The sequence below is a fragment of the Virgibacillus dakarensis genome (assembly GCF_900155625.1).
GTDB lineage: Bacteria > Bacillota > Bacilli > Bacillales > Amphibacillaceae > Lentibacillus_C > Lentibacillus_C populi.
The window spans coordinates 1961428-1985163 of record NZ_LT732554.1; the positions used below are offsets into that span (position 1 = coordinate 1961428).

General features: G+C 41.0%; 22 protein-coding genes and 1 riboswitch. Of the genes, 17 read left to right on the top strand and 5 right to left on the bottom strand.

Annotation, left to right across the window (positions count from 1 at the left end):
• The first annotated feature begins 343 nt into the window (after positions 1-343).
• The 4 genes from CZ382_RS18965 to glpX all read left to right on the top strand — a co-directional run bounded on the left by CZ382_RS18965 (position 344) and on the right by glpX (position 3600).
• Positions 344-1348 (top strand): dihydroxyacetone kinase subunit DhaK, encoded by a 1005-nt coding sequence (locus CZ382_RS18965; protein ID WP_088052720.1) that lies wholly within the window; start codon positions 344-346, stop codon positions 1346-1348.
• A gap of 14 nt (positions 1349-1362) precedes the next feature.
• Positions 1363-2019 (top strand): dihydroxyacetone kinase subunit DhaL, encoded by a 657-nt coding sequence (dhaL, locus tag CZ382_RS18970; protein ID WP_088052721.1) that lies wholly within the window; start codon positions 1363-1365, stop codon positions 2017-2019.
• A gap of 127 nt (positions 2020-2146) precedes the next feature.
• Positions 2147-2635, top strand: a complete 489-nt coding sequence (rpiB, locus tag CZ382_RS18975; protein ID WP_088052722.1) for a ribose 5-phosphate isomerase B — start codon at positions 2147-2149, stop codon at positions 2633-2635.
• Positions 2636-2652: 17 nt separating this feature from the next.
• Positions 2653-3600, top strand: a complete 948-nt coding sequence (glpX, locus tag CZ382_RS18980; protein WP_088052723.1) for a class II fructose-bisphosphatase — start codon at positions 2653-2655, stop codon at positions 3598-3600.
• Positions 3601-3972: 372 nt separating this feature from the next.
• Here the strand turns inward: glpX and CZ382_RS24915 are convergent, their stop codons facing one another.
• Entirely contained in the window at positions 3973-4248 is a 276-nt protein-coding gene (locus CZ382_RS24915) for a GNAT family N-acetyltransferase (RefSeq protein WP_088052724.1), read from the bottom strand.
• Positions 4152-4511, bottom strand: a complete 360-nt coding sequence (locus CZ382_RS24005) for a hypothetical protein (RefSeq protein ID WP_140392754.1) — start codon at positions 4509-4511, stop codon at positions 4152-4154. Before CZ382_RS24005 ends, CZ382_RS24915 begins: the two co-directional genes overlap by 97 nt.
• A gap of 141 nt (positions 4512-4652) precedes the next feature.
• On the opposite strand from CZ382_RS24005, the gene manA reads away from it, so the two are divergent.
• The 6 genes from manA (at position 4653) to CZ382_RS19015 (ending at position 11105) form a co-directional block, all read left to right on the top strand.
• Positions 4653-5609 carry a mannose-6-phosphate isomerase, class I gene (gene manA, locus CZ382_RS18990; protein WP_088052725.1) on the top strand — a complete coding sequence of 319 codons (957 nt, stop codon included), beginning with the start codon at positions 4653-4655 and terminating at the stop codon, positions 5607-5609.
• Between the two features lie 107 nt (positions 5610-5716).
• Complete coding sequence (locus CZ382_RS18995; protein WP_088052726.1) at positions 5717-6847, top strand: hypothetical protein; 1131 nt, start codon at positions 5717-5719, stop codon at positions 6845-6847.
• A gap of 236 nt (positions 6848-7083) precedes the next feature.
• Positions 7084-7800, top strand: a complete 717-nt coding sequence (locus CZ382_RS19000) for an FAD-dependent oxidoreductase (RefSeq protein WP_088052727.1) — start codon at positions 7084-7086, stop codon at positions 7798-7800.
• A 487-nt stretch (positions 7801-8287) separates the two neighbouring features.
• The gene (gene codB / locus CZ382_RS19005) at positions 8288-9556 is read left to right on the top strand and encodes a cytosine permease (protein WP_088052728.1); all 1269 of its coding nucleotides are present in this window, start codon (positions 8288-8290) and stop codon (positions 9554-9556) included.
• Positions 9557-10825 (top strand): cytosine deaminase, encoded by a 1269-nt coding sequence (locus CZ382_RS19010; RefSeq protein WP_088052729.1) that lies wholly within the window; start codon positions 9557-9559, stop codon positions 10823-10825. It abuts the gene before it with no gap.
• Between the two features lie 97 nt (positions 10826-10922).
• Positions 10923-11105 carry a gamma-type small acid-soluble spore protein gene (locus CZ382_RS19015; protein ID WP_088052730.1) on the top strand — a complete coding sequence of 61 codons (183 nt, stop codon included), beginning with the start codon at positions 10923-10925 and terminating at the stop codon, positions 11103-11105.
• A 36-nt stretch (positions 11106-11141) separates the two neighbouring features.
• On the opposite strand, the gene CZ382_RS19020 is transcribed toward CZ382_RS19015, so the two are convergent.
• Together CZ382_RS19020 and CZ382_RS19025 are read right to left on the bottom strand one after the other, a co-directional pair.
• Positions 11142-11384 carry an alpha/beta-type small acid-soluble spore protein gene (locus CZ382_RS19020; protein ID WP_088052731.1) on the bottom strand — a complete coding sequence of 81 codons (243 nt, stop codon included), beginning with the start codon at positions 11382-11384 and terminating at the stop codon, positions 11142-11144.
• A gap of 295 nt (positions 11385-11679) precedes the next feature.
• Positions 11680-12891 carry a dicarboxylate/amino acid:cation symporter gene (locus CZ382_RS19025; RefSeq protein WP_088052732.1) on the bottom strand — a complete coding sequence of 404 codons (1212 nt, stop codon included), beginning with the start codon at positions 12889-12891 and terminating at the stop codon, positions 11680-11682.
• Between the two features lie 404 nt (positions 12892-13295).
• On the opposite strand from CZ382_RS19025, the gene CZ382_RS19030 reads away from it, so the two are divergent.
• From CZ382_RS19030 to CZ382_RS19060, 7 genes are all read left to right on the top strand, one after another.
• Complete coding sequence (locus tag CZ382_RS19030) at positions 13296-13898, top strand: ECF transporter S component (protein WP_088052733.1); 603 nt, start codon at positions 13296-13298, stop codon at positions 13896-13898.
• A 247-nt stretch (positions 13899-14145) separates the two neighbouring features.
• A complete protein-coding gene (locus CZ382_RS19035) occupies positions 14146-14913 on the top strand; it encodes an energy-coupling factor transporter transmembrane component T family protein (RefSeq protein ID WP_088052734.1) in 768 nt (255 codons plus the stop codon).
• On the top strand, positions 14910-16685 hold the full coding sequence (locus CZ382_RS24420) for an ABC transporter ATP-binding protein (protein ID WP_088052735.1): 1776 nt from the start codon (positions 14910-14912) through the stop codon (positions 16683-16685). The genes CZ382_RS19035 and CZ382_RS24420 overlap by 4 nt, the downstream gene beginning before the upstream one ends.
• Positions 16686-16917: 232 nt before the next feature.
• Positions 16918-17832, top strand: a complete 915-nt coding sequence (gene rbsK, locus CZ382_RS19045; protein WP_088052736.1) for a ribokinase — start codon at positions 16918-16920, stop codon at positions 17830-17832.
• 67 nt (positions 17833-17899) lie between these two features.
• Positions 17900-18763, top strand: a complete 864-nt coding sequence (locus CZ382_RS19050; RefSeq protein WP_088052737.1) for an ROK family protein — start codon at positions 17900-17902, stop codon at positions 18761-18763.
• A 256-nt stretch (positions 18764-19019) separates the two neighbouring features.
• Positions 19020-19128, top strand: a riboswitch (SAM riboswitch).
• 73 nt (positions 19129-19201) lie between these two features.
• On the top strand, positions 19202-20314 hold the full coding sequence (locus CZ382_RS19055; RefSeq protein ID WP_088052738.1) for a 5-methyltetrahydropteroyltriglutamate--homocysteine S-methyltransferase: 1113 nt from the start codon (positions 19202-19204) through the stop codon (positions 20312-20314).
• A gap of 182 nt (positions 20315-20496) precedes the next feature.
• Positions 20497-21360 (top strand): hypothetical protein, encoded by an 864-nt coding sequence (locus CZ382_RS19060; protein WP_088052739.1) that lies wholly within the window; start codon positions 20497-20499, stop codon positions 21358-21360.
• Between the two features lie 265 nt (positions 21361-21625).
• On the opposite strand, the gene CZ382_RS19065 is transcribed toward CZ382_RS19060, so the two are convergent.
• Positions 21626-23731: an SA1320 family protein gene (locus CZ382_RS19065; protein WP_088052740.1), complete on the bottom strand. Its 2106-nt coding sequence runs from the start codon at positions 23729-23731 to the stop codon at positions 21626-21628.
• Between the last annotated feature and the right edge of the window lie 5 nt (positions 23732-23736).

Here is a 23736-nt window from a genome sequence, read left to right on the forward strand (position 1 = left end):
GCCTTTTTTAGTCGGCCTACCTTAATATACGCTCACTTTGATGTCTCAAGACTCAGGCTCTTTCCGCTTTACTATAATCACAAAAAACATTGCTATTCCCGCGGGAATCGACGGCTTTCCGTTCCAATCAGCAAGGTTGGTGTATTAAATTAACAAATGGTAAAACCATAAGCGCGCGCTTGAGTGGAAATCGATGAATTAGCACATGTTCAGATTGTTCTTGGCTATATTTTCACTTTCGACTTATGAAATTCATTCGATTGATAGAATAATAATGATATAGTTTTAATACTCTTCGTTAAAATATGAAAATATGCATTAGAGGCAAAGGGAGCTGAATGTAATGAAAAAACTGATAAATAGTCCGGTAGATGTTGTAGAGGAAATGATAGAAGGGTATGTCATGGCACACCCTGATTATATAAGTCAACTGCCAACGAATAAACGGTCTCTTGTGACGAAAAAGGCAAACAAAGATAGAAAAGTTGGTATCCTTATTGGCGGGGGTTCTGGACATGAACCTGCTTTTATGGGATATGTAGGTGCAGGGATGGCAGATGGTGTAGCGGTAGGGAATATCTTTGCCTCCCCCTCCCCGGATCCAATTTTGGAGGTTACCAAAGCTATTGATAAAGGAGCCGGCGTTGTTTATTTATATGGTAACTATGCTGGTGATGTCATGAATTTCGGCATGGCAGCTGAGATGGCAGATTTAGAAGAAGACATAGAGGTAGGAATGGCTTTGGCGACTGATGATGTCGCATCTGCTCTAAAAGCGGAAAAAGAGAAACGTCGTGGTATTGCTGGTGAATTCTTTGTCTATAAAGCGGCCGGCGCTGCAGCTGATTTCGGATATGGCCTAAATGATGTCGTACGAATGGCGGAAAAAGCAAACGAAAATACACGTTCCATGGGTGTTGGCCTTACTCCTTGTTCCTTGCCACAAACTGGTGAACCAAGCTTTGAGATCGGTGAAGATGAGATGGAGATTGGGTTAGGCCATCATGGTGAACCGGGTATTGAAAAAGGAAAACTGGAGTCAGCAGATCGTGTTGCCGAGCGTCTTGTACGTGATATTTTGGCAGATATTGAAATAAATAATGGTGACGATGTGGCGGTTCTCGTGAATGGCTTAGGATCAATCCCCAGAATGGAATTATATATCGTTTATCGCAGGGTTGAACAACTGTTAAATGAACTTGGGATTACTATTTATCGCTCTTATGTGGGGGATTACATTACATCGCTAGAAATGGGAGGATGTTCGGTAACCTTAATGAAATTAGATGATGAATTGAAAAAAGCCGTTCACCATCCTGTTGATTGTCCAATGTTTGTTCAGAAATAAGGAGGATTAAAAAAATGGAATTGACAGCAAGAGAATTTAAAGCATATTTCAAAAAGGTGATTGACATGATCGAAGCAGAAAAGGATTACCTTTGTGAGCTTGATCGTAAATTGGGTGATGGAGATCATGGAGTCACCATGTCAATTGGCTGGCAGGCAGTAAAAGCTAAACTTGATAATGATCTGGTCGACGAGGAGGACTGCGGCAAAATTAGTATTGCTGTAGGGAAAACATTCTTAAATGCTGTCGGTTCTTCCGTAGGTCCGCTATACGCAACGGGCTTCATGAGAGGAGCTAAAATAATTAAGAATAAGGTAGTGCTAAATGGTGAAGATTTAGCGGATTTCTGGGTTGCCTTCGGAAATGGAGTAAAGGAACGGGGAAAGGCTAAGGTAGGAGATAAAACCATGGTTGATACACTCGACCCGTTTGTAAACGTTATAAAGAACAAATATGATGGGACACAGGATTTTTTGCAATTATTTCATGAAGCAGTAACTGCAGCAAAAGAAGGAATGCATGCAACGAAGGATCTTGCATCGAGGAAGGGGCGCTCAAGCAGGCTAGGTGAAAGGTCAATTGGTGTCCAGGATCCGGGTGCAACCTCTGCTTATTACATTTTAGCTACCTTTTTGGAGTTTATTGAAGACTATTCAAGAAAAGTAAGTTAGTTATTTTAAAGAATTTCGCAAATTAAATACAAATAACAGGAATCAGAGTATAGTTCTGATTCTTTTTTTGGAATGTAAAATGAAATTAGTCGATAAAATGATTTATACATTGAAAGGGGTTTTCACCATGAAAATCGCTATTGGAGCGGATCATAACGGGTACGAACTAAAAGAAGGGATCAAAAAATTTATAGAAGAAAATACCGATCATGAAATAGTTGATTATGGCTGTCATTCCTGTGATGCTGTTGACTATCCTGATGTGGCATTTGAGGTATCACAAGCGATTAGTGAAGGTAAACTCGAACGTGGCATTTTGATCTGTGGCACTGGACTTGGTGTTGCAATCGCTGCCAACAAATATCCTGGTATCCGTGCAGCAACATGTCATGATACGTACTCTGCTGAAAGAGCACAGTTGAGTAATAATGCTCAAATAGTAACAATGGGTGCGCAAATTATCGGTGTTGAAGTAGCGAAAAAGGTTGTGGAAGCATATTTGAATGTGGAATGGGCGGAAGGATCAAAACGTAAAGTAGATAAAATTAACGAAAAGGAAAAAGAATTTAGGAGCGGAAACTTTCAGGAAGGTGTAGCAAGTAATCAATGCTGTTGACTAGGGGGAATGATCTAATGCAGTCATTGCTATTAGATTTTTTAAACGTAACGGAATCAGCTGCAATTGCTGCTTTGCCATGGATTGGCAGTGGGGACAAAATCGCTGCTGATGGTGCAGCGACAAATGTCATGCGTGATACGTTTAATCAGATGAACATGAATGGAACGGTTGTGATAGGGGAAGGGGAAATTGATGAGGCTCCTATGCTGTTTATCGGGGAAAAATTGGGACTGGGTAATGGTCCTGAAGTTGATATTGCGGTTGATCCAATTGAGGGCACAACTCCAACGGTAAATGGGCAGCGTAATGCGATTACTGTCATAGCTGCAGCACCAAAAGGAACGTTGCTTCATGCACCGGATATGTATATGGAAAAGCTGGTTGTCGGTCCAAAGGCGAGGGGGAAAGTTAATATTGAATTGCCGCTCCTCGATAACATGAAAGCGGTAGCGCAGGCTAATGGGAAGAAAATGAAAGAATTAAATATCTACATTCAGGATCGACCAAGACATCAGGAATATATTGAGACGATCAGAGCGGCGGGTGCAAAAGTACACCTCTTCCATGACGGTGATGTGATTTATGCAACGGCAACTTGTATGGAAAATGCTGATGTCGATATGTTTATTGGGATCGGTGGGGCGCCCGAGGGTGTTCTTGGTGCCGTCGCTGTTAAATGTCTTGGTGGAGAAATGCAGGCTAGACTCAAGCCACGAAATGACGAAGAAATAGAGCGATGTTTGCAGATGGGCTTACCCGAAACGAAGCTTGTATTGAATCATCAGCAGCTCATTAGCTCGGATGATTGCGTCTTTACTGCTACGGGTGTTACCGATAATCTGCTTTTGAATGGCATCAGGACAGAGCATAGAAACCATATTACACAATCAATCCTTATTAACGGGAAAGAGCGAAAATTACGCTATATTGAAAGCAGGCATACGATTCACTCCAAAGTATAAGATTCACTAAGACATTCGCCATTGTGGGCGAATGTCAAGTTCATCTAAAAGGTAACGGCATAAGGTAGGAGCTATGATAAAATATTGTAAAGAAAACGGGATAAAATTAAAGGATTTGACTGGGAAAGAAAAGGAGTGATTTACCGAATAAGTCTTATTGAAAGCCCTGTGGGAGGTCGTCTCTCGACAGGGCACATCGTTACGATTCAGTAATTGAGAGGTGTGAAAAATAATCGATCGATAGCAACTGGAGAGATGATCGAGGGACGCTAAAAGTCGGTCAATAGACGTCTGAAAACGATCGAGAGATACTCGAAAATGATCGAGAAATAGACTGGAATTTGGCCAGGGATAATCCGAAAAAGGGAGTCGTTACACTCTCTTTTTTAATGAATGAAAAACACGATCCCAGGCAGTTTGCTGCTCGTTTGTAGTACAAACTGGTTTGAAGCCAAATTGATTGTAAATATGAATGGCAGCCAGACTGCTTTCTTGTGTTTTCAAATAGGCCTGCCGGTGATATTGGGAGAGAAGCTTCATTGCTTCAGCTATTAACGGTCTCCCGAGTTTTTTACCTTGAAACTCTGGTGTGATTTCAACCCAATGTAAACGCCCAATCGTTTCTTTATTCCATTCCCCCCAAACCAAGCCGTAGCAGTACCTGCAGCATGTCCATCAGAGGTTTCCAGAAAGATTATCCGCTTGGGCACTTCGTTTGGATGGGGTTTGAATTCATTGTTAAAACGTTCTATTGCTTTGTTTTCATCCGGAAATTCACCTGTTGCCGTCACGATTTTTGCCCATGTTTCACTATCATTTTTTTGTCGAAACAGGCGAAATCGGTAGCTGTTTGGAAGCGAGTTGTTTGGAATATCATCTAATTGATGTAACATATATAATGGGGTATTCAAAAACGATTCTCCTAACTTTTTGCAAGATATTCTTATTATACCATGGGGTACAGGGACGGGCATCTGTCAACAAGAAAGGGAGATTACCTGCTGCTGAAAGAAAGAGTCTGTCCTTGTACTCTAATCAATGGAGGGAAAAAGATGTATCAAGAGCCGATATTTTTAAAGCCTGTATTACAGGAACGTATTTGGGGAGGAAGTAAACTTTCAACATTATATGGTTATGAAATTCCTAGTGATAAAACTGGAGAAGCCTGGGTTATTTCCGCACATGATAATGGTCCAAGTATGATTACTAATGGCCCGCTTGCAGGGAAAACGCTGGCGGACGCTTGGAAGGAGCATGGAGAACTATTCAATAAACGTAAAGATAACAAGGAAGCATTTCCGTTATTGGTTAAAATTCTGGATGCTGACGATGATTTGTCGGTACAGGTGCACCCCGACGATCAATTTGCCCGGGAAGTGGAAGATCAGCCATACGGAAAAACGGAATGCTGGTATGTACTTCATGCAGAGCCGGGAGCTGAAATTGTTTTGGGACACCATGCCAAATCAAAGGAAGAATTAGTATCACGGATGAACAATGGGGAGTGGAGCAAGCTGTTGAAGCATGTCAGCGTTAAGGCTGGTGATTTCATCTATGTTCCAAGTGGTACGATACATGCGATCGGTAAGGGAATCGTCATTCTGGAAACCCAGCAGAGTTCGGATATTACGTATCGTGTTTATGATTATGATCGGGTTGGAGCAGATGGTCACAAGCGGGAGCTACATTTGGAACGAGCGAAAGAGGTTATCACTGTTCCGTATCAACAAGCAGCTCTCAGGCAACAGGAAGAAACAATTGGGGGTTTGACTGTGAAAAAGCTGGTAGAAGAGAAGTACTTCAGTGTTTATCATTGGATGTTGAATGGAGAGACAGTTCGGCATCTAGAGCAGGACTTTTTACAGGTAAGTGTTATTAATGGCAGTGCTACAATAAGAATTGATGGAAAGGCTTATAATATAGTAAAAGGCAATCACTTTATTTTACCCCATGGTATAAGGGAATATGAAATTGCCGGGAAAGCGGAATTTGTCCTATCGCATACGTAAGGAATGGTATCCCGGTTTAAAAATAATGAACTGGGGTATTTTATACATAAGAATCATGAGTTCGACAATTTTCCCAACCAGTATTTGCCTTAAAAGGAAGTGAAAATATGCTTAAATGTATGGCCATCCCCCTAATCATCGTTGGAGTTATACTACTTACAGCATGCAGCACGACAACAATGTCAAATAAGGGTGACCATGCTGAACAAGATCATGCATCAAAAACGGATCAATCAACTGACAGTCAGAAGACAAAGAAAGATCCGCAACAAAAAAACGATAAGGAAGCAATACCGGCGATGAAACCCTTTGAACCGATTGAGCCGCCAAAGGATGCCAGATCATTAGAGGACAATTATTCATCCGATACAAAAACACAGATGCCTGCTGCTGAAGCGCATGGGGAAGACAGCAAAAGAACGGTTCCACTCGGTCAGACCTTATTAAAAGGGAAAAAGGATTTCAGTAATGGGCCGTTAAAAAACAATCGGGTAGTCGCCTTTTATGGTACACCAAAATCGGAGAATATGGGGTTTCTTGGAGAATATTCTCCTGATGAAATGATGGACAGACTAAAGAAGCAGACAGAGGCTTATTCAAAGGCCGATCCCGAACGCCCTGCCATCCCGGCAATTGAACTAATTGCTACCGTTGCACAACGCACACCTGGGTCGGATGGCTTATATATTACCAAGCCAGATACAGAGGTAATTGATCAGTATGCAAAACTTGCCGAAAATAACGGAGCCTTATTAATTTTAGATATTCAGCTGGGGCAGGCACCAGTTATGCGTGAGGTGAGGGAAGTTGAGTCCTATTTAAAATTGCCCTATGTTCATTTAGCTATTGACACGGAATATAGTGTTGAAGAGGGTGAGATTCCTGGTGAAGACTTGGGACATGTCGATGGGACGGAAATCCAGGAGGCAGTCGAATATGTTGACAAACTAGTCGAAAAAAATAATTTGACAGATAAGATGGTGCTTGTCCATCAATTTGGTAATGGTATTGTTACGAATAAAGAACAAATCAAACCGACAGAACATGTTGAAGTACCGCTAAATTATGATGGGTTTGGTGAATCAACGGTAAAAATGAGTGCATATGGGAAACTGGTGCGGGATGAACCAATTCAATATGGTGGATTTAAGCTCTTTTACAAGAAAGATGAACCACTCCTTTCACCAGAAGATGTGTTGAAGCTTGATCCGGCCCCAGCTATTGTAAATTATCAATAATGCAAATAAAGGGATGGAACAAGGTGGAAGGCTCTTTTTCCCAGCTCCTTACTATAAGGGGCAAAGAACCTTTCCACCTCTTTGCGAGCACGGTTACGTTCAATTTCGATTATTTTTGGTATAATTAGGGTAATAATAAAATAAACTCGGAAGTAAATAAGTGTTTCGTCATGTACAAGTCCCCGCTAAACAATATATTATGGGGATTTTAATTATATAAAAGGGAGTTGGATAGCATGGCAAGCTATACGATTAAATTGTTGAAAAAGGAAATAATAGCGAACGAGACCATGGCGTTTCATTGGGAAAAACCAGATGGCTTTGAATTTAAAGCAGGACAATTTGGTGATTTTACCTTAATTGATCCAAGTGAGACGGATGAAGAAGGAAACACTAGAGCATTTTCGTTTGTATATGCACCGAGTGAAAATGAATTGGTTACAGCAACTCGTTTACGTGATTCCGCTTTTAAACGGGTGCTGAAGGATTTGCCTGTGGGCAGTGAAGTGAAATTTGATGCACCCCATGGTAATTTTACATTGCACAAAACAGAATCCACACCAGCTGTTTTTCTGATTGGAGGCATCGGTATTACTCCGATCCGAAGCATGATTGCTGAGGCTACTTATCAAAAAACGTCACATGATATGACATTGCTGTTTTCCAATAAAACCCCGGAAGATGCACCATTCCAGTCTGATTTAAAGGAACTGGCTGAGAAAAATCCAAATTTCAACTTTGTGCCCGTCATGACGGAAACGGATTCCGACGAATGGATCGGAGAAAGCGGCCATATTGACGCTGAAATGTTAAAACGACATGTTTCGGATATCAGTACACCGATTTATTACCTAGCGGGACCTGCCGGGATGGTTCAAGCAATGCACAAAATGCTGGTTGAGGCTGGCGCTAATGAGGATAATATTCGTGCGGAGGAATTTTCGGGTTATTAAGAGTAGTTATTAAAGAATAGGTTATCTAAGCAAAGTCGTTGATAATTTACTACGGCGTGCAGGTCACGGAATATTCAGGGCGTTCCTAGGCATCCTAGTTTTTCCATTGACAAAATAAATGGCATCTGCAATACTATAACTAATTAAATACTGGTACCTTTAATTCAGTCCCGTGAGGCTGACAAGGGAAGCGGAATGCAACATTATGGGTCTGATGTACACAAAAAGGGTGCATTGTCCCCTAAAAGTATAGGTGGCTGATGCCTATAAAAGCAGGCTTCTTGTCGGAACACGGCAGGAAGCCTGCTTTTTTGTGTTCAGCTTTCCGTATTACTTACTTAAATGCTGCACCAACCCGATTTGGTATCAGTTTCACATCATACAGGGTTTAAGATTAAGGCAAACTGAGATTTTACATGTTTTTATTCATACAGACTTTTTACAGTTTGCCAAGTTCAAAACGCCCCTGTTACAGGAGGAAATTGATATGAAAAAGATGGATTCAGAGTTTGCGTTAACAGCAGTACCGAAGACACATCGAAATGGATTTTGGAAAATGCTTGTCGTTATGCTTGGACTAACATTTTTCTCAGCCAGCATGTGGTCTGGTGGAACGCTTGGCCAAGGACTTTCATTTATGCAGTTTATGACAATTGTCATGGCTGGTAATCTGATTCTTGGGGCTTATACTGGCTCACTTGCTTATATTGCGGCAAAAACCGGGTTATCCACACATTTGCTCGCCCGTTATGCTTTTGGGGAAAAGGGCTCTTATTTATCATCACTGCTGCTTTCGTTTACGCAAATTGGCTGGTTTGGTGTTGGGGCTGCCATGTTTGCAGTTCCAGTTCACAAAGCTACGGGAATCGATACGTATGTATTAATCGGGATTGCGGGTATTTTGATGACGGCTACAGCGTTTTTCGGCATGAAAGCACTAGCAATCATCAGCTTCATTGCGGTACCATTGATTACAGTATTAGGTGGTTTTTCCGTTTTTCAAGCGATCGACATGCTCGGCGGGATGGGTGAATTGCTTACCTATCAGCCGAAAGAAGCTATCGGATTGGCAGCCGCACTCACTATCTGTATCGGATCGTTCATTAGTGCCGGTACCCTTACACCGGATTTTACCCGTTTTGCCCGTACGAAACGTTCAGCAGTTATAACTACGTTAATTGCTTTCTTTATAGGAAACACACTAATGTTTATTTTCGGGGCAGTTGGTTCCATTGCGACAGGCCAATCAGACATCTCTGAGGTAATGTTTATCCAGGGTTTGATCATTCCGGCAGTAATTGTTCTTGGCCTGAACATTTGGACAACTAATGATAATGCCCTTTACGCATCAGGTCTAGGACTATCCAATATTACGAAACTGCCTAAAAACAAAGTAGTGATTTTTAATGGAATTATTGGGACACTTGCTGCAATGTGGCTGTACAATAATTTTGTTGATTGGCTGACAATTCTGGGCTCGGCATTACCATCGATTGGAGCAATTATTATGGCTGACTTTTTCATCCTTCATCGGGGTAATTATGCGAAATTAGAGGATGCATGCTTCAAATCAGTTAACTGGGTGGCGTTGTTCGCTTGGGCTGCAGGTGTTGCGATCGCTAACTTGGTACCAGGCATTCCGCCGATCAATGCTTTAATTGGATCTGCTATTATCCATGTTATCGGTACAAAAATAGTTAATCAATTTACGGAAAAAGATGTTGTCATGAAACAGTTGGAAAAGGTGGGGCATTGAATGATTATTAAACAAGCGACATTACGAGGAAAAGAAGGAAAATGGAATATTGTAGTAAATGGGAAAACCATTACCGATGTTACAAAAGATGAGGTGGCAACGGAGGGGGAGCAGGTTATCGATGTGAATGGTTCACTTGTGCTGCCCCCGTTCATCGAGCCACATATTCATTTAGATACTACCCTGACAGCTGGCGAACCGGAATGGAATCAGAGCGGAACGTTATTTGAAGGGATTGAGCGCTGGTCGGAACGGAAAAAAACGGTGACAAAAGAAGATGTTAAAACAAGGGCGAAACAAGCTCTAAAATGGCAAATTGCCCAAGGGATTCAGCATGTACGTACACATGTTGATGTTACAGATCCAGCATTAACGGCATTACAAGCGATGTTGGAAGTAAAGGAAGAGATAGCGGAGTATCTTGATTTACAGATTGTTGCCTTTCCACAAGAGGGTATCCTATCGTATCAAAATGGGGCTGAGTTGCTAGAAGAGGCCCTGAAGATGGGTGCTGATGCGGTTGGTGGTATTCCACATTATGAATTTACTCGGGAATATGGTGTCGAATCGCTTAAAATCGCCTTTGATTTGGCTGAAAAATACGATCGGCTTGTAGACATCCATTGTGATGAAATTGATGATGAACAGTCCCGTTTTGTGGAAGTGGTGGCAAACGAGGCTTATCAGCGGGACCTGGGGAATCGGGTAACGGCCAGTCATACAACAGCGATGGGGTCGTATAATAATGCTTACACACAAAAGCTTTTCCGTCTATTAAAGCTGTCGGACATCAATTTTATTGCCAATCCACTTGTCAATATCCATTTACAAGGGAGATTTGATACGTACCCTAAACGTAGAGGATTGACACGTGTCAAAGAATTGCTTGAGTCAGGAATGAATGTTTGCTTTGGTCATGATGATATTTTTGATCCGTGGTATCCGCTTGGAACAGGCAACATGCTGCAGGTGCTTCATATGGGGATTCATGCTGCACAATTAATGGGGTATGAGCAAATTGTTAATAGTATTGATTTGATTACAAAAAATAGTGCGCGGACAATGCACATGACTAATAATTATGGTATCGAGCCAGGGAAAAAAGCTAATTTAATCGTACTTGATGCCGACAATGAATATGACACGATCCGTAAGCAAGCGACTGTCCGTTACGCTGTAAGAAATGGACAGATCATAGCGGAGACGAAACCGAGTGAAACGTTGGTTAAACTTGAAATTGATGAGCAGGTTGATTTTAATCGTAGTTAGCTTTTGTTGTGGGAACTCTTTTAAAAAAAGGGTTTCTTTTTTTGCATGATCGATAACCTTTTCGGAAAAGGTAAGGGTAAACAAACGAGGTGCTTATATGGAAAACAATAAAAAATACACCGTTGTAGGAACAGACATTGATGAAGTAAAACGAAAAAATGCACAATCCGGTATGTCATACAATGAGGTAAAAGCGTGGCTCGCAAAAACGACAGGTGGACACGGTACTAGTGTGTATAGCGATACGGACCCCAAGGATATACGGAAGGAGAATGAATGATTTTCGCTGGTCCTCAAATGAGCGACCAGCATACATTTAGTTTCGCTTCATTTGCTCTTGAGCCATTCTCACCATTTCCTTAACCATATTACCACCAATGGGGCCACCGACTTTCCCTGCTTGTTCGGACGTAAGTTTTCCATTATATCCTTTTTTTAGCGGAACTCCTTGCTCATTTGCAACTTCGTATTTTACATCGTTAGGATTATGGCTATTTACTTTGTATCCCTTTGCTTTCATAACTTGCCCTTTAAATTGCTCCAAATGCTTTTTCGCCATATCAATCACCTCTTATTCGTAGTATTTCCTGAAAGTGAATGTTCAATCTGGTGAATTAAGGTAGCTTATATGAAAGAGCCACACGCTCGACCTCGGTATTCACCTTAACAGGTCGGAATCGCACGCTTATTTGTACGATTGGCCGGGAATCGATCGAGCTTAGGACAAAGTCGATCAAGGAACACGGGCGTCACTCGCTTATTCATGAATACAAAAAAGCACCACATCTATGGTCATGTTCCCAATGATGTGGCGACTTCACTAGGATTATCTCTAATATTTAGGTTATCTATAATTAATTTTGATGCCTAAGCTCTTTTTCTGATCCTGCTACTACAACAGCTGCTGATGCATCGCCGACAATGTTGACAGAGGTTCTGAGCATATCAAGGATCCGATCAATACCAGCAATTAAGGCGATTCCTTCCAGCGGTAGTCCAATGGAAGTAAGTACCATAGTCAGCATAATGAGACCAGCACCTGGAACACCAGCTGTCCCAATGGATGCCAATACAGTTGTTAACACGACCGTTAGTAATTGAACGAACGACAGATTCAGGTCATAAAATTGGGCGATAAAGATAACCGACACACCTTGATAAATCGCGGTTCCATCCATGTTTATTGTAGCACCAAGCGGTAGAACAAAACTGCTAATTCTGTTCGATACCCCTAAATTTTCCTGTGCATTTTTGATTGTCACCGGCAATGTCCCCGCACTGCTTGCTGTACTAAAGGCAACGATTGCAGCAGGTGAAATTCCTTTAAAAAAGGTTAGCGGACTCATCTTTCCGTACAATTTAACGGCTGATGAGTAGACAAGAGCTGCGTGAATAATGCAGGCGACTAGAACAGCAAGAATGACCTTGATCAATGGCAGTAAAACGGATAGTCCATACTCACCAACAACTGGTGCGACTAGCCCCAGTACTCCGATTGGTGCAAACTTCATGATGATTCCGGTGATTTTATACATAATTTCGGCAAATCCATCAAAAAAGCGATAAATAGGTTGTGCCTTCTCACCTACAAGCGTGATGGCCAATCCGATGAATAAGGCAAAAAAGATAATTTGTAATATATTAGCTTCAGCTAAAGCGCTGAATGGATTTTCCGGTACGATATTTAACAATGTTTCGATTGTTCCCGGTGGTTCTTGTGCAGCAGCTTCTTTTGCCATTTCTGTATTCCCTGCTGAAATATCAAGTCCTTTTCCAGGTGAAAATGCAAATGCAACTGCTAAGCCAATGATAATGGCTAAAGCGGTAGTCAGCAGATAGTAAATAATTGTTTTTGCTCCCATACGCCCGAGCTGTTTCGGATCACCACTGCTGGAAACACCTACGACAAGTGTTGCGAGGATAAGCGGGGCAATAATGAACTTAATTAAGCGTAGAAATAAATCACCAAGGGGTGCAATCACATCAATGGAGTTACCGAAAATAACCCCGAGAATGATCGCCGCAACAAAAGCGATAAATATTTGAGTTACTAAATTTACTTTCATAGATAGATCCTCCTTGTTACAAAACGATAAAAATATTCTAATAGTATAATATTCGACGTAAATATATAAACTCCTGCAAGAAAATATTGGGAGTATATATTTGCTATGACTTCCCCCAGCTATATTAGGTAGATAATAAGTTTAATAGAAAACAATATTCTGTTGCTTTTTATTTGATTATATGTAAATATATGTGACAAGACATATGAATATCGATTACAGGTTTGAGAGGTGGTCACTTCCACTTATGTGATAGTATTCACAAGGGATTGCAGAAAATGTCGATCAAACAATAATGATTGGAGTGAGCAGGACTGATGAATTAACTGGTCCAACGAAAGCATATATTGTTTTAGGAAGTCTGCAGTTACCGAAACATCAAATCCATATAAAGGGGGAGAAACATGAGTAAGGAAAGTATGTGGTCATTTAAATTATCAACTGCTGCGATTGTTTTGATACCTGCGGCAATTGGGATAAACTATCTTGGAAAATTATTTGCCGGGTTGTTAAAGTTGCCACTTTGGCTTGATTCGATTGGCACTGTATTATCCAGTATGCTGGCAGGACCAGTGATTGGAGCTGCATCAGGTATTATTAATAATATTATTTACGGTATAACAGTTGATCCCATTTCAACAGTTTACGCAATCACAAGCGGTGCAATTGGTTTGATTGTCGGAGTTATGGCGTATAAAGGCTGGATTGCCAATGTCAAAAAGGCAATCGTTATCGGGTTTGTCGTAGGATTTGCCGCAGCGACCATTTCGACGCCACTAAATATTATTTTCTGGGGTGGACAAACCGGAAATGTATGGGGAGACGCATTTTATGCATTTCTCGTCTCCAAGGATATGCCTGTGTGGATAGCATCATTTGCTGATAGTATTGTTGTCGATGTGCCGGATAAAGTTGTTACGGTTATCATCAGCTTCCTGCTCTTTAAAGGATTGCCGAAAACACTTACGAATATTTATCGCAGTGATAATGAAATAAAAGAGCTTTAGGTGAATTGGTCGTTAGCAAAATGAAGCTTTGCCGATAGAAGTCTAACTCTAAAGATGCTGAAGCTTCTTGAAAAGTTGCTGAAGTTTGGCATAAAGTCGCTGAACCAAACCCGGAAGTTGCTGAAATACTGGAATAATCGCCTGAACATAGTCTGAAAGTCGCTGAACAGATACCCAATCATTCTGCAGTTGGAATATCAAATCCGACGGTGCATTGATTCTAACTTAGTGATAAGAGGTTGATAACATGAAGTCGATGACATTATATGTAGACAAAAAATCGCTCATGCACGATATCGATCCGCTTACAAAACTGCTTTATGTTATTGTCAGCATTGCGGTTACGTATATCCTGCCAATTCATACTTTCGTTTTTGCCGTCACCGCGATTAGTGTACTTTTGCTAATCATTGGCAAGGTCTTTAGAAAAATATTGCCAATTATTGCTATCGGCATAATCTTGATTGTATCGATCATTATCGTTCAAGGTGCGTTTCATCCTGATAATAAAACGGTTCTATTTTCACTGGGCGGATTTGCTTTTTATCAAGAGGGGTTATCGTATGCACTGCTAATTACACTTCGCGTAATAAATATGCTAAGTTCATTTGGCGTATTAATCTTGACGACAAAGCCTGATGAACTGATGGAACGGCTGATGAAAAAAGGGATGTCACCAAAAATTGGCTATGTACTGTTATCTGTTTTACAAATTATCCCGCAAATGCAAGCTACAATGGGAAAAATAACCGATGCCCAGCGTTCTCGGGGGATGGAGACAGAAGGTAATCTATTTGTAAGAATGAGAGCCTTTTTTCCATTAATTGGACCAGTTGTGCTTAATTCGCTGAATGATACACGTGAACGGGCAATTGCTCTGGAAATGCGTGGATTTAATACAAAACAGAACAAGACATTTCTTCATGCAAAGAAGGATTATCGCCATCAGGGGATCATTCAGTTGTTTTTGTATGTTGTTTTTGTCGGGGCGATCGTTTGGAGGATTTGCTTATGAGTATGATCGAGGTAAAAGGGCTGAAATATAAATATCCGGATACAGAAAAATTGGTGCTTGATAACGTGTCATTCACAATTGAAAAGGGTGAATTTATTGGACTAATCGGACGGAATACGGCCGGTAAATCGACACTTTGTTTTGCTTTGTCCGGGCTTGTCCCACATTTTTTCAAGGGGGCATACGGCGGAAAAGTAATGCTTGATGGAATGGAAGTTAAGCAACACGGTATGCCTGATATTGTTAGCAAGGTAGGTCTCGTGTTTGAAAACCCGTTTTCCCAAATTAGCGGTGCAAAATTCAACGTGTTCGATGAGATTGCGTTTGGGCTTGAAAATATTGGGCTGGAAAGGAAGGAGATGATCGATCGGATTGAAGAAAGTCTGACCTTGTTAAATATTAGTGATCTAAGGGAAAAGAATCCATTTGAGCTTTCCGGTGGGCAAATGCAACGGGTGGCGATTGCCAGTGTGATCGTAATGAAACCGGAAGTGATCATTCTTGATGAACCGACATCCCAATTGGATCCTCAGAGTTCTGAAGAGGTTTTTAAGGTTGTGGAGAATCTGACAAGAGAAGGAATTACCATTATTATGGCAGAGCATAAAATGGAAAAAGTCGCACAATATGCCGATAAAGTGCTGCTCCTTGATGACGGAAAACGAATTGCTTATGATAGCCCTGCAGCTATTTTTTCTTTGGAAGATTTATTTAATTATGGTGTTACTCCCCCTGTTATTACCAGGATGGCGAAAAAACTTGGGATAAAAAATCCGGAAACAGGTCATTATCCGGTTACGATAGAGGAAGTACAAGGGGAACTGGCTAAAGAAATGGAAAAACACGCTGGACAAAAAGCCATCATAAAGGAAAATAGGTCGGGAAGTAATGTGTGCCAAACGCAAAGTCGATCAGGAGCAGAGGAAAGTCGATCGATCGGCGTCCAAAATCGATCGGGTACAGATGAAAAACGATCAAAGTCGGAGTTAAAGGTGATGGATCTTCATTATAGTTATATAGAAGATATCGAGGTATTAAAGGGTATTGATTTAACGTTTAAGGATTTGTCGACGGGGATTATCGGGCAAAACGGAGCAGGGAAGACGACGTTTGTAAAATTACTCAAAGGATTGCTCAACCCGACAAAAGGGAAAATTTTACTTGATGGAAAAAACATTACCGAATCCACTGCAGCGGGAATCGCTAAGCAGATTGGCATGGTGTTTCAAAATCCGAATGACCAAATATTTAAAAACAAAGTAATTGAGGAAGTCAAGTTCGGCGCGCTTAATGTTGGTCAGAGAGAAGGGGATGCAGAGGCAAATGCAATAAACGCACTGCAGAAAGTCGGATTGGACGAATATAAGGAAAAGAACCCATACGACTTAAATTTATCAGAACGAAAAATGATTTCTATCGCTTCGATTCTCTCGATGAACACGGATGTGCTTATTTTTGATGAACCAACGATGGGACAGGATTACGCTGGAAAGGAAAAGATCAAGCATATCATCGAGGAGTTAAGGCGTGCCGGGAAGCTGGTTATTTGTATTCTGCATGACATGGACTTTGCAGCCGAAGTGTTTGAACGGATTGTTGTTTTTAACCAAGGTCAGGTGTTGTTGGATGGCGACCCAAGAAATGTCTTTTCGAATGAACCGGTACTGAAACACGCCGGTTTGGAACAGCCTTATGTGATGCGGATAGCTAAGCGGCTTGGTTTGGATGATAGTTATTTCGTGGAGGAGAAATTGATGGGGAGGCTGGGGTAGTATTCTATAAGGCTGGATTTTTGTTCATTAATTAGGAAACAGTTGAACTGCCGAGTTTGGCAGTTTTTAACTGAATGTGCATCCTTGTGTTTAGTCAGTCAGGTTTCCTCACTGAAACAACTGTTATATCATAGACTTTAAATCAATTTTCAGCTAATCTAATAGAAAGACTCTAAAAAATGTTTGGCATTTACCGACGTCATATATGTTAGATATGAAGGAGATGATTGGTGTGGATATTGCCGTTATTGGCTCGAACATGGTGGATCTAATTACATATATTGATAAAATGCCAAAAAAAGGAGAAACGCTTGAAGCACCCAATTTCGAGATGGGATGTGGGGGGAAAGGAGCGAATCAGGCTGTTGCAGCAGCTAAAATGGGTGCAAGCGTCACGATGCTTACCAAAGTGGGTGATGATATATTTGCTGACAATACGATTAAAAACTTGAAAAAATATGAAATTGATACGGAATTTGTACAGAAAGTCCCTGGAGTCGCAAGTGGTGCAGCACCAATCTTTGTCGATGCTAATTCCGAAAATCGTATACTAATTATAAAAGGAGCGAATCAGTATCTCTCACCTGAGGATGTCGATCAAGCAGCCGAAAAACTAAAAAAATGTCGTTTACTAGTTCTGCAGCTGGAAATTCCATTACCCACTATTTACCATGCAATTGAATTTGGTAATCGGCATCATATTCCCATTATTTTTAACCCTGCCCCGGCAACGAAAGAGCTGGATTTCAAGTATATTTCCATGTGTGATTTTGTTGTACCGAATGAAACAGAATTAGAAATGATAACAGGAATGGCGGTAGAAACAGATGAAGAGGCTCGAAATGCTGCCTTTTTTTTACTCGAAAACGGGGTGAAAAATGTCATTGTCACGTTAGGTCGTCGTGGTGTACTTTGGGTTACTAGTAATGACATACGTCGCTTTGATGCATATCAAGTAAAAGCAGTTGACACGACAGGAGCTGGAGACGCATTCATTGGCTGTTTTGCCCATTCTTTTGTGCGAAATGGAAATGTAGCGCAAGCGATCCAGCGGGCCCAAGCTTTTGCAGCATTGAGTGTAACGAAAAAAGGTACCCAAATTTCGTTTCCAGATGTAAAGGAATTATCAGCGTTTTTGGAAGGGTAATGGACTATAAAATAAAGTAGTATCGCTAATTCGTAAAAAACAAAGATGTAAAAAGGGGGATAAAACCATGCTCATAGGCGCAATAGAAGCTGGCGGAACGAAATTCGTTTGTGCTGTTGGCGATGAATCAGGAGATATCATTGCAAAAACTAGCTTCCCAACTAAAGACCCTGAGGAAACGTTTAAGGACGTTAACAATTTTTTTCGTGAATACAAAGTAGAAGCAATTGGAATTGGCTGTTTTGGTCCAGTTGATTTAGATAAAAAAAGTGATACATACGGGACGATTTTAAATACGCCGAAAACAAAATGGATACAATATGATGTGCTTGGAAAATTGAAAAAGGATTTAAAGGTACCGGTATATATCGACACAGATGTGAATGCTGCAGCACTTGCGGAGTACAAATATGGTGCAGGGCGAGATGTAAACAGCTGTATGTATATTACCGTCGGGACGGGAATCGGAGCGGGCTACGTTCAAGACGGGAATACATATGTTGGAAAAAGCCACCCGGAAATGGGACACGTGCTTATCCAGCAGCATGAAAATGATGCATTTCCAGGAGGTTGTCCGTATCATGGAAATTGTTTGGAAGGCCTTGCCTCAGGTCCAGCAATTGAAAAGCGTTATGGAAAAAAGGGGCATCAATTAGCTGCGGATTCCCATGTCTGGGAACTAGAAGCCTATTATCTGGCACAAGCGATCATGAATTATTTCCTGATTCTAGCGCCCGAGCGAATTATTTTGGGTGGTGGAGTCATGAAACAGCAACAGCTGTACCCGCTTATTCGGAGAAAGTTCCTGGAAATGATGAATGGTTATTTGACGATTGAAAATGCCGATACGTTTATTGTCGCACCCGAGCTTAACGACGAACAGGGGGTTAGAGGTGCGATGGCGCTCGTACCGGTTATGTTAAGAAATTGAATGGGGACGTGTGTGAATAGGGTAAGGTAATTAATCCATTCCTTATTCTTTCCTCCCATCTATCAAAGTGTACATTCGAAAAAAAAAAGCGGTAGCCATGCATGACATTAAGGGTTCAAGTAATCTTGCAATAATGTGAACACGAAACTATCTTTGTTCAATGGTAGGACAGATATTTCCAAAAAGTTCAAAATACAAAACAGTTGCAATTTCCCGTCAAACTGGTATGATGGATTCAACATTTTTATACAAGCAGTTCTTATCCAGAGAGGTCGAGGGATTAGCCCAAAGACGCCTCAGCAACCTGTCTAATCGTGGGCAAGGTGCTAATTCTAACAAGTGCTTGAAAGCTTGGAAGATAAGAAGATGACTATATTTATCCATAGTTCCTTCATATCGGAGGAATTTTTTTATTACATTTTTTAGGAGCTGATTGGGATGACAACAACAAAAATCGAAAAGAAAGCACCATTTCGAGGTGATCATGTAGGAAGTTTTCTGCGACCAGAGCGATTAAAACATGCACGAAGCCAATTTGCCGCTGGGGAAATTACCGGGGAACAATTGCGCAGTGTTGAGGATGAGGAAATCATCAAGCTGATTGAAAAGCAAAAGGAAGCAGGCTTGAAATCAATTACGGATGGGGAGTTTCGCCGTTCGTGGTGGCATTTTGATTTTTTGGAAGGACTGACTGGTGTGGAAGGTTACGATCCGGACAGCGGTTTGCAATTTGTTGGTATTGAAGCAAGAAATCGTTCCATTCGTGTTACAGGTAAAGTAGATTTTCATGATGACCACCCAATGCTTAATCATTTCCGATTTTTGCAAGCGCATGTAGGATCTGATTATGTGGCTAAGATGACGATTCCGAGTCCGAATATGCTGTTGCTTCGTGGTAGCATTGATCCAAATGTCTATGGAAATCTGGAAGCATTGCTCCCAGACCTGACGAATGCCTATAAAAAAGCTATTCAAGGATTTTATGATCTAGGGTGCCGATACCTGCAGCTTGATGATACATCGTGGTCATCCTATTTATCGGAAAAAGGACGAGCAGCCATTCGCGAGCAAGGTTATACACCGGAAGATATGCAGAAAATCGCGGCCCAAGCGATTAATGATTCACTTGAAGGACGGCCAGCTGATTTATTGGTTACCATGCATATTTGCCGGGGGAATTATCGTTCGCATTATTTTGCAGAAGGAGCTTATGATCCAGCATCCGAGACCATTTTTGGCGGGCTGAACGTGGATGGCTTATTTTTGGAATTTGATGATGAACGTTCTGGAGGATTTGAACCGCTCCAATATGTGAACAGGGAGGATTTGTCCGTTGTGCTCGGTCTCATCACAACTAAATCGGGTGAACTGGAGGGTAAAGAAAAAATCAAAAAACGTATTGGAGAAGCAAGTGAATACTTGCCATTAGACCAGCTATGTCTAAGCCCGCAATGTGGCTTTGCCTCAACCGAGGAAGGCAACGACATTAGTGAAGAAGACCAATGGAAGAAAATTCGGCATGTACTTGAAATTGCGGAAGAGGTTTGGTAATTTTCTTGTCAAAGGGTATTACAAATTGTACGACAAAAAAGATAAATATATTATAGTGAATTGGCGAGCGGCGAGAAACTGTTCGCCATTCTTTTGGTTAGGGGTATTGTTTTTTCAAATATGTTATGTTGGTAACAAAGAAATTTTCAATACAAAAATGTACGTTAAGGAGCTGTTTTACCTTGAAGGTAAGCAATGTTTACAAAAAGGGCGGTAGAGAAATAAACGAAGACGCTTGTGTAATGAATGAAAAAGCAGGGATTTATGCTGCGGTTGATGGTGCTACCGGGCTTGATGGTGTACCAGGCTATATTGCATCGCATGCTGTAAAGGAAGAACTAAATAAGGCAACAGCCGATCATTCTCTTTTTTCATATGTAAAATTAGCAAATGAAAGAGTACAAAAAGAAACAATGAAATATTATGAAGCAAACATAACAAAATCAAGTGTGACCGATTTTCTGGAAATTCCAAAGGTCGAAAGGAGCTCCACAGCTCTTGCTGCCATCAAACTAGCTCCTAATTATTCATTTCTGGAATATGTTCATGCTGCGGATTGTATGCTTTTTCTCCAATATGAAACAGGTGCTATAAGAATGGTTACGCTTGATTTAGTAGAGGATTTAGACAGTAGAGCGATTTATAAGCTTGTTGAAAAGCGAGAAAAAGATGCAAATCGTCATTTGACCCTGGGTGATTTGCGGGAAATGGTGAATCCGATTTTAGTAGAAAATCGCAGTAAAGCGAATACATATGGCGGATACAGTGTGATAGATGGCAGTGACGAGGTATTGGAATTCCTGGAGTTGGGCAGGATTTCATTAAATAGAGTTTCCAAGATTTTGTTAGTAAGTGATGGTTTGCTCCTGCCGCAGAAGCTGGATGAACCAGATGCATGGATCAAGACAGCTAATCTAGCATTTTCCGATGGTTTGGATCAGCTGGTGAAAGAGGTGGGGAAGCGGGAGGACGATGATCCACATTGTGTTACATATCCGCGGTTTAAAAAGATGGATGATAAAACAGGGATTTTGATTGAGTTTTAAGAGGAATTTCATTTAGTTTCCTAAAATGAAAATCCCATCAATTCATTATTGATGGGATTTTTGGGTGAATTTCCATATTATTTTTTATTTAACAGCATCCTCATTCCACCGACAATTACCTCCTCACCTGTCCGCTTTGTAATTCCACAACAATGACACTAGTGGTATCACTTTTCTCTTTTTTATCGACCACTTTCATTGAAGTTGTTTCATTAATGAAAGTTGGCCGAATGAATCTGGTGTCAGGGCACCAATTTTTTGTTTATCACTGGAGTGTTCCCAACTCAACCTGCCCATTCAGCATACTAATATTATTTCGCACCCCTTTGGAAACATCCCGTGCGGACTGGATTGCACTTCCTTTTTCGTTTGATAATTGGTATACGATATCATCAAACACTGTTTCCATTTCATCAAAAATGGCTGCAGCAGCAACATTATATAGTCGTACATTTTTGAAGTTGCCAGATTCAAATACTGCAGTTTCAATATATGGCTTAAAGTCGTGTACAACGGAAGGCAGATTTGAAGCAAGACGTCCAAGTCCCTTGCGAAAACCTTCGACTGTAGATTCCATTTCAACAACTGGTTGTTTTGCATCCCGTGCAGCCTCTTTGATCTTTTGATCATAATCGGTAAACATACTTACGATCCAGCCTGCGGGATTGCCATATAAAGCAATGTTAAGGGCTGCATCAATTCCTCCGATAATGACTTCTAATGCCTTTTCAAATAAGAGAAGGACTCCATCTGCAAGTAAAACAACTGGTGCCAAGCGGTCTGTTACAAAAACGTTAAAACTGGAGTATGCTATATCAACTTGCATCTCTCTTATTTTCATTCTGTTTTCCAAATAGGGCGAATCCTCCAGTGTAACGATTTCTGTTTCCGGTATGGTTCCCATTTCCGAAGTGGGACCAGTCTTTGTTTCGATGGCATCCGCCAAACTCGTATCTTTTTGATCGAAGGCTTTTGCTACACCTCGTATCTGGGATTCGTAGTTTGCTAGTTGGGAAATCAATTTATCTTTATTAGCCTGAATAATTTCATAATGTGCTTCCAATTCATCTACAACAGCATCGACAAATGCGTCTTTTCCACCTTCGAGCAGCTTTGGTATTTCTTCATAAATTATATTTTTTGCTCCTGAAACAAGGTCATCAATCGAATCGTTCAGGTCAGCAAGATGTTTCTTAGGCGGGGCAAAAAGCGTTTCTACGCTTATATCAGTTGATGTAATATGTTCGATGAGTTCGGCTGGCTTTGAATTAAGGATTGTATTAAGAAAATGGCATTTTTCTTCAGCAGTATCCAGCATACTGATAAGAAAATCAATACATGATTTAAGTGCATAACCTGTTAGGGCAATACCTTTGAATAACGGATCTCCTGCTGCTTCTTCCAGCATTCTTTCAAAAACTTCCTGCATTTCCGTTATACGCTGGTAAAATTTCGCGCCCTCAGATTTAACAATACTTACGGAATTATCTATATACCCGGCTGCCAAATCTAAACGGCCTTGCACATTATTTTTTATCCCGTCGGCCAGTAACATCATATTTTTCTTATTGATTTTTATTTCCCCTGCATTGCCACCATGTAAAGGCTCCCCTGTCCACAGGCTTGTCACGATATGGTCATCTGCACCAATATGAATAAAACCGTGACCGGGTTCACCTTCATTGCCTATTTTTACTTTAAACTCCCCATTTTTGTCCATGCCAACATATCCAGTATGATTTGAACCAAGAAGGGAAAACAACGGAAGGCCATTATTAATCGTATAATGACCCCCAGGAATACGATTATCTATTTGTAGCGCCTGTTCCGCTTTTGTTAAGGGATCGTATTTGCTGAAATAATTCGTGATGTGGGAGTAATCGTTGTCGGGATCAGGCATTCCCTCTGGGAGGATGGCCGGATTTAACGTGACAGCCTTGACATTCGGATGATCAATTGCGACAGCATTGGTAAGTGCACCGCCAAGCGAGTTACCGGTAATGGAAGTAACAGAGCCGATTTTTTCGTTCACTTCCTTAAAATAAGCTTTGGCATCCTCAAGTTGCGCAGGCGGGATATCACGTAAAAGTTTTGTATTTGTACCGATCCAGTCCTTGTCGAGTTGCTGACTACCGACGAATACGATGGTAAGTTCACCAGTTTCTAGATTTTGTACTGTTAAGGCATCAAGGCCGGAATCGGTGTCATATTTAGAATTTTTAACCCGGAAGTCTTTCCCGTTGACTGCAATCACTTCCGGTTTTTTGTACTTTTTATAGGCATGATACCCTGCAAGTTCTACTAAATCTGTATCTTGTGTCTTATCAATCTTCGCATGGCCATTTATCTTTGGTTCCGTTTTTTCAACCATTATAG

Coding starts and splice junctions, on each gene's coding strand:
- CZ382_RS18965 (WP_088052720.1), top strand. CDS start 344: ATGAAAAAACTGATAAATAGTCCGGTAGATGTTGTAGAGGAAATGATA.
- dhaL (WP_088052721.1), top strand. CDS start 1,363: ATGGAATTGACAGCAAGAGAATTTAAAGCATATTTCAAAAAGGTGATT.
- rpiB (WP_088052722.1), top strand. CDS start 2,147: ATGAAAATCGCTATTGGAGCGGATCATAACGGGTACGAACTAAAAGAA.
- glpX (WP_088052723.1), top strand. CDS start 2,653: ATGCAGTCATTGCTATTAGATTTTTTAAACGTAACGGAATCAGCTGCA.
- manA (WP_088052725.1), top strand. CDS start 4,653: ATGTATCAAGAGCCGATATTTTTAAAGCCTGTATTACAGGAACGTATT.
- CZ382_RS18995 (WP_088052726.1), top strand. CDS start 5,717: ATGCTTAAATGTATGGCCATCCCCCTAATCATCGTTGGAGTTATACTA.
- CZ382_RS19000 (WP_088052727.1), top strand. CDS start 7,084: ATGGCAAGCTATACGATTAAATTGTTGAAAAAGGAAATAATAGCGAAC.
- codB (WP_088052728.1), top strand. CDS start 8,288: ATGAAAAAGATGGATTCAGAGTTTGCGTTAACAGCAGTACCGAAGACA.
- CZ382_RS19010 (WP_088052729.1), top strand. CDS start 9,557: ATGATTATTAAACAAGCGACATTACGAGGAAAAGAAGGAAAATGGAAT.
- CZ382_RS19015 (WP_088052730.1), top strand. CDS start 10,923: ATGGAAAACAATAAAAAATACACCGTTGTAGGAACAGACATTGATGAA.
- CZ382_RS19020 (WP_088052731.1), bottom strand. CDS start 11,384: ATGGCGAAAAAGCATTTGGAGCAATTTAAAGGGCAAGTTATGAAAGCA.
- CZ382_RS19025 (WP_088052732.1), bottom strand. CDS start 12,891: ATGAAAGTAAATTTAGTAACTCAAATATTTATCGCTTTTGTTGCGGCG.
- CZ382_RS19030 (WP_088052733.1), top strand. CDS start 13,296: ATGAGTAAGGAAAGTATGTGGTCATTTAAATTATCAACTGCTGCGATT.
- CZ382_RS19035 (WP_088052734.1), top strand. CDS start 14,146: ATGAAGTCGATGACATTATATGTAGACAAAAAATCGCTCATGCACGAT.
- CZ382_RS24420 (WP_088052735.1), top strand. CDS start 14,910: ATGAGTATGATCGAGGTAAAAGGGCTGAAATATAAATATCCGGATACA.
- CZ382_RS19050 (WP_088052737.1), top strand. CDS start 17,900: ATGCTCATAGGCGCAATAGAAGCTGGCGGAACGAAATTCGTTTGTGCT.
- CZ382_RS19055 (WP_088052738.1), top strand. CDS start 19,202: ATGACAACAACAAAAATCGAAAAGAAAGCACCATTTCGAGGTGATCAT.
- CZ382_RS19065 (WP_088052740.1), bottom strand. CDS start 23,731: ATGGTTGAAAAAACGGAACCAAAGATAAATGGCCATGCGAAGATTGAT.